Below are 5,761 nucleotides of genomic sequence, written 5' to 3'. Positions count from 1 at the left end.
GGTTAGGCGCTCTTCAGGTTGAAGTTGCCGGTACGGAGTTCTTTCATGCATCGCAACACCTTATACGAAATGGTGTTGCACTTCAGATTTGAGGCCGCCATGCCTCCCGCTACTCCTGCAATCAGTCCAGTCAGTACAACGGCGAGAGCCAGGTCGTCGGAGAAGTGTTTGCCAACATCGATGGTACCTAGGTGTAGTTGCCGCTGATGCCATGCGTGACGATACCAGCGAAGATGATCGTCGTGATGAGAACGCCGCTCGCGCGCTGTTCGAAGCTCGGTGTCAGCTCCTCTATCGCGAGCACCACACCGGCCAGTGGTGCAATGAACGCAGCAGAAAGACCTGCTGAAGCACCGGCGAGCGCCATCCGGCGCTCAGGCGTGGCGCCGGCAATCAAGCGGAACCGTCGCGGATAGAAAACGCGCAAGTTGAACATAAGAGCGGCAGCCACCTGGATCCTGGTCCTTCGCGGCCGATGGTGAAGCCACCAAAAATCCGGAATACCGCTGCCTTCGGCGCCGTGAAAAACCGCATTGTGATCCACACGCAGGGGCGCTCACCGCCGGCGTGACCAACAAGGGAAGCCAGGGAACCGATCGGCGTAAGAAACGAAGAGGCTTTACGCAAAATTAATCAGCAGGACTGCAATCAGACCGACCGCGATGGCACCTAGCCAGAATACGCCATAGTAAAGCCAAACCGATGCCCGTGCCGCAATGCCCGTTGTCAATGAAGGAAAGCAGCCGGATTGAACCTTTCCGACCGGAGCTAGCAGAAAGCGAACAGTATACGTGTTCAGGGTCGGTTGAGTCCTCTGGGAAGCCTGGAACGGACCTTGCATCAGGGTTGTCGCCTGCGCGGGGCGTGCACTTCCTACACGAGGTCTTGATGATCGCACGATGGCAATGGGTTCTGAGAAGAATCAGCAAGCGTCTGTGGTTTCGCGCGGGACTCTTTTCGCTGCTGGGGGTCGCCACAGCCTTGCTCGGCCTGGCTCTCAAACAATATATCCCAGACGATTTATCCGCGCGCGTGGGTGCCGACGCAGTCGACAACATTCTCGGCATCATTGCATCAAGTATGTTGGCCGCGACCACTTTCTCACTGAACATCATGGTGACGGCGTACGGCTCGGCGACGAGCAACGTCACGCCACGCGCGACGCCCCTTCTGGTGGAAGACGCGACGACTCAGAACGTCCTCGCGACGTTTATTGGCTCGTTCCTCTTCAGCCTCGTCGGCATTATCGCCCTCAGTACAGGCTTGTATGGCAACAACGGACGAGTCGTGATGTTCGCCGTGACAATTGGAGTGATCGTCCTGATTGTCTATACGCTGCTGCGGTGGATCGATCACTTGGCGCGCCTCGGCCGGCTGAGTGAAACGACCGATCGCGTCGAAGCGGCCGCCACCGAGGCGCTCACCGAGCGCCTGAAGCACCCGTATCTTGGCGGAAGCCCGCTCACCGATATACCGCCGGCCGCGCGTGCGGTGAGGGCGATCGCAGTGGGCTATGTCGAACATGTTGATATGCCCGCGCTTGGAAAACTGGCGACCGAGTCGAATAGTGCACTTTACTTGCAAGTTCTGCCCGGAAGCTTCGTCGATCACAACACTGTGTTGGCGCGCCTCGAAGGTATCGACGAATCGGGTAATGAAGCACTTCGAGCGGCCTTCTCGATTGGTGTGCGGCGTTCCTTCGAGCAGGACCCGCGCTTCGGCCTCTCCGTACTGGCCGAAATCGCCTCACGTGCCTTGTCGCCGGCGGTCAACGATCCAGGGACCGCGATTGAGGTAATCGGCCGAGGTGTGCGGGTCCTTTCGCTTTGGGGGACGCGCATAGAGACGGAAGAAGAGATCGAGCCGAACTGCAGAAGGGTGTTCGTGCCTGGTCTGCAACTCGACGATCTGTTTGACGACTTCTTTGGCCCGATTGCCCGCGACGGTGCTGCATTGGTCGAGGTGGGCATGCGCCTTCAAAAAGCGCTTGCTTTACTCGGCCAAAATGACGAGTTGGGATACGCAGCTTCTTCCGTCCGGCATGCCGTGCTTGCGCTGAAAAGGGCAGAGGTGACATTGCTGCTCGACGAGGACAAACAGGTGTTACGCATCTTGGCGTCGCGCGTCGGACAAACCCCCGCCTAGACGGCTTGGTTCTGGTTGGACGACGATGAATTTCATCTTGACGGCCTTAGGAATCACATATTCTCCTTGATGCCCTTTCGGATCAACTCCTAATGGACTAGACACGTGGTGAAGAAGCCGACGACCATCGAGACCTGCATCATCAGCCAGTATGACCAATGTCGGCTGGAGTTCGGGACAAGTCACCGTTCGGAGCACCATCCATGGGAACATGCCAACCTCGTAAGCGACCAGAGACAGCGTGTCGATCTTTGCGGCGGTGACGAGCCCGTCGCGCAGGCGCAGACCGCGCATCGGGACGACTGATCATTATTGAAACAGGAATCCAAGTGCGTAGGCGAGCACAAACCCTAATAAAATCTTCACCGTGAGTTCCGAACCAAATAGCGTAAGGCTTAAAGCAAACGCTATCCACTCTCCGATGTGAGGATCGCTTGCCACATCGGCTTTTCGGGTGACGAGTTATTCGGCACGACCGATGAAGGGGTGGGTCCAAACCAGATATAAAGATCGGCCCCACTGGTCCGCAATAGAGCGTGGTGAGGGCCATACGGCCTTCATGATCTTCATGGGCTGTCGCCTTCGGAGCGCAAGCATGCCCATTAGTACTGCCGCCCCGGTGGCAAGCGATAGCAGACGATACAGGCGTGCAAAGCGTTCCATGCGGTTTCAAGGTGCAATCTCCGCCCTTGTTGACCTGGCTTCGGGCTGAATTCGTAGGTTTTGTCGGGAACTATCGATCGGCAACGGGTACAGACATGTAAATGGTTGTAACCTGATTGACGTTTGGTTGGTAGGTGAGGAAATTTAGATGAAGAATTGGCTTGACCTCAACGCTTTCCTGGGCATTCCTGCGACTGAATGGTTGTACGGCGGCATCGCGGCGATAGTGAGCTATATGGTTTTCGTAAGCGCGCTGAAATTCGTCGTGGCGCGACTCGACGCATTGGCAGGCCGTACTGCCACACGGTTCGACGACATGGCCGTGCAGGTACTCGAACGCACGCACCGTCTGACGGTCGTGATGGCGGCTCTCTTGGTGGGAGCGCAGTTTCTGGAGCTGCCTGACAAATGGGATAGCCGAATCAGTCACCTGTGGTTTCTGGTTATTGGTTTTCAACTTGCGCTTTGGATTAACCGCGGGGTGACGATTTGGACGACTGGACGATTGGAGAGTGCGGCAGCCACCGCGCACAATCCGGTCATCACGACCATGATGTCATGGATGCTACGGGCACTGCTCTGGTCGGTGCTGCTGCTGGCCGTGTTGGCCAACATGGGCGTAAATATCACCGCCTTCGTGGCCAGCCTTGGCGTTGGGGGTGTGGCGGTCGCTCTAGCGGTCCAGAGCATCCTGAGCGATTTGTTCGCGTCGCTCGCCATCGGGCTCGACAAACCGTTCGAGATTGGCGATTTCATCGTGTTCGGCGATGTCGCGGGAAGCATCGAGCACATCGGCCTGAAGACCACGCGCATTCGCAGCCTGAATGGGGAAGAGATTGTATGCAGTAACACCGAATTGCTAAAAAACACTATTCACAATTACAAGCGCATGTCCGAGCGACGTATCCTTTTTGGGTTCGGCGTGACTTACGATGCGCGTCCTGAGCAGTTGCGCGAGATACCGCAAATCGTGAAACGGGCCGTTGAATCGGCGGGCGATACGCGTTTCGATCGAGCGCACTTTAAGCAATTCGGGGAGAGCTCGCTGGACTTCGAAGTCGTGTACTACGTGACTGAGCCAGGTTATAACATCTACATGGACATCCAGCAAAACATCAACCTCGACTTAATGGCAGCCCTTGCCGACAGGGGCGTGGAGTTTGCCTTCCCGACTCGTACGTTGCACGTAGTTGGCCAACCGGCGCAGAAAGACGAGACGACTCGGCGATCCGAGTCCATGCGTTCCCGAAGTCTGGCAACAGGGGCGCGAGAGGTGCGCTCCGAATCCTCAGTCTAGGTTGGATCGGGGGTGCTTGATGTTGCCGTCTGTGCTGAGGGTTGCGCAATGTGCGTGGACGGGTCATCGAAGCGCTTGCGACGGTTCCGCCGCGTAATGGGCGAGACGTCACGCTGGCGCTCGATCGGAGGATTCGACATGCAGCGTTCAGGGAACTGCAAGCGGCCGTGGAGAGGGCCGACGCCCGCTCAGGTTCCGCAATCGTTCTCGGCGCGCATACTGGCGAGATTCTCGCGATGACCAATTTTCCAAGCTACGATCCGAACATTAGCGCCGCGCGCACTGGGATCGTGATGCGCAATCGGGCGGTCACCGACGTGTTAGAACCGGGCTCAGTCATGACGCCGCTGACGATCGCGCTCGCTTTGCAGATGCATCAAGTCAATCCGCCTTCAATCGTCTCGTCCGAAGGCGGACACCTGCGGATTTACGGTGTGACGATTTATGAGCAAGGATTTTGGTACGCTGACGGTGTCGGGCGTAGTGCAGAAATCGAGCAGTGTAGGTACAACATAGATCGCGCTACTGTTAAAGTCAGCGGATATGTGGAATAACTTCCGCGCGCTTGGGCTTGGCCGTGCACCGCGCGCCGGACTCCCCGGAGCGGCGGTTGGAAAGGCGCGGCGCTATCAACATTGGCGACGCATCGAACAGGCAACGATGTCCTATGGCTATGGGTTTTCGGCTCCCTGCTACAACTCGCTCAAGCTTATACCAGGTTTGCCAATGATGGCCAGTTCGTGCGCCGAATAGACTCGTCGGCCCTCCATGCTCTCTCTCCCTACAGGGACAAAATTGGCGCGTGCACGCTGCGGGTGATTGTCGCAGAATCGATTCACCATTCGCGCCGCGGATCGCTTTTTAACGGTGCGGTAGCGGGCCCGCCGTTCGCTCGTATTGCGGCCGAAACGATGTATCTGCTCAACGTCGCTCCGGACCAGTCGGCAAAGGCAAAGAGCCGACAATCTGACGATGCTTGGTGCTGCGACGATCCCCGGCCGCGGCCGGGCGTTAGGTCGGCTCCCGTCTTCTTTAGAGCCCCGACCGGACGGGCTGTTCGGGCGGCGCAATCCGGCCTTTCGTCGATCGGTCCATTCGCCGGTCCGTCTGAGAGCGAATCCCGTTGCTGTCTCAAAGGAGTTGCGAGTTGCTGGACGTCATCGCGATCTGTCTCGTTGTTACAGCGATCCTCGCCTACGTAAATCACCGTTTCGTGGGCTTGCCCACGACGATCGGGGTGATGGTAACCGCGCTCGGGCTATCGCTCGGGCTTATCGGCCTTGACACACTCGGTATCGCGCACGAACTACGTCTCGCCGAAGAGTCGCTGGTCCCTTCGATCGATTTCAGTGAGGTGGTGCTTCAAGGCATGTTGTCACTTCTCCTGTTCGCGGGGGCGATGCACGTTGACATGGCAAAGCTGACGGCGTACCGGTGGCAGATCGTTGCGCTCGCGGTGCTCAGCACTCTCGCGTCGACGCTGATCGTGGGCGTCGCGATGTGGCTGCTTCTGCCGCTCCTCGGCGTAAATCTGCCGGTGTCGTACTGCCTTTTATTTGTAAGGGGCCGGCAAACCCGCCTTGACGGCCGATGAGCTAGGCGACAGATGTGAGAGGCTGCCAGTTGTGAGGCGGCAATGCTGCAATGTCGTTTGCC

Annotated in this window: 5 protein-coding genes and 1 pseudogene; 5 read left to right on the top strand and 1 reads right to left on the bottom strand. The window is 57.8% G+C overall.

What is annotated here, in order from left to right; all coding sequences use genetic code 11:
* Positions 1 to 98: 98 nt before the first annotated feature.
* Positions 99 to 730 (bottom strand): annotated as a pseudogene (locus QCE48_RS31350) (chloride channel protein); the annotation flags it as partial.
* A 158-nt stretch (positions 731 to 888) separates the two neighbouring features.
* Here QCE48_RS31350 and QCE48_RS31345 point away from each other — a divergent pair.
* The 5 genes from QCE48_RS31345 (at position 889) to QCE48_RS31325 (ending at position 5,699) form a co-directional block, all read left to right on the top strand.
* Positions 889 to 2,145 (top strand): DUF2254 domain-containing protein, encoded by a 1,257-nt coding sequence (locus QCE48_RS31345; protein WP_309788931.1) that lies wholly within the window; start codon positions 889 to 891, stop codon positions 2,143 to 2,145.
* Between the two features lie 105 nt (positions 2,146 to 2,250).
* Positions 2,251 to 2,451 carry a hypothetical protein gene (locus QCE48_RS31340; protein WP_309788932.1) on the top strand — a complete coding sequence of 67 codons (201 nt, stop codon included), beginning with the start codon at positions 2,251 to 2,253 and terminating at the stop codon, positions 2,449 to 2,451.
* 505 nt (positions 2,452 to 2,956) lie between these two features.
* Positions 2,957 to 4,105, top strand: coding sequence for a mechanosensitive ion channel family protein (locus QCE48_RS31335; RefSeq protein ID WP_309788933.1), 1,149 nt, complete (start codon positions 2,957 to 2,959; stop codon positions 4,103 to 4,105).
* A 50-nt stretch (positions 4,106 to 4,155) separates the two neighbouring features.
* Positions 4,156 to 4,659, top strand: a complete 504-nt coding sequence (locus QCE48_RS31330; RefSeq protein ID WP_309788934.1) for a penicillin-binding transpeptidase domain-containing protein — start codon at positions 4,156 to 4,158, stop codon at positions 4,657 to 4,659.
* 593 nt (positions 4,660 to 5,252) lie between these two features.
* Positions 5,253 to 5,699, top strand: a complete 447-nt coding sequence (locus QCE48_RS31325) for a cation:proton antiporter (RefSeq protein ID WP_309788935.1) — start codon at positions 5,253 to 5,255, stop codon at positions 5,697 to 5,699.
* Positions 5,700 to 5,761: the final 62 nt, after the last annotated feature.

This window comes from Caballeronia sp. LZ024 (genome assembly GCF_031451455.1).
Classification (GTDB): domain Bacteria; phylum Pseudomonadota; class Gammaproteobacteria; order Burkholderiales; family Burkholderiaceae; genus Caballeronia; species Caballeronia telluris.
This window is presented reverse-complemented; position numbering and strand designations above follow the sequence as displayed.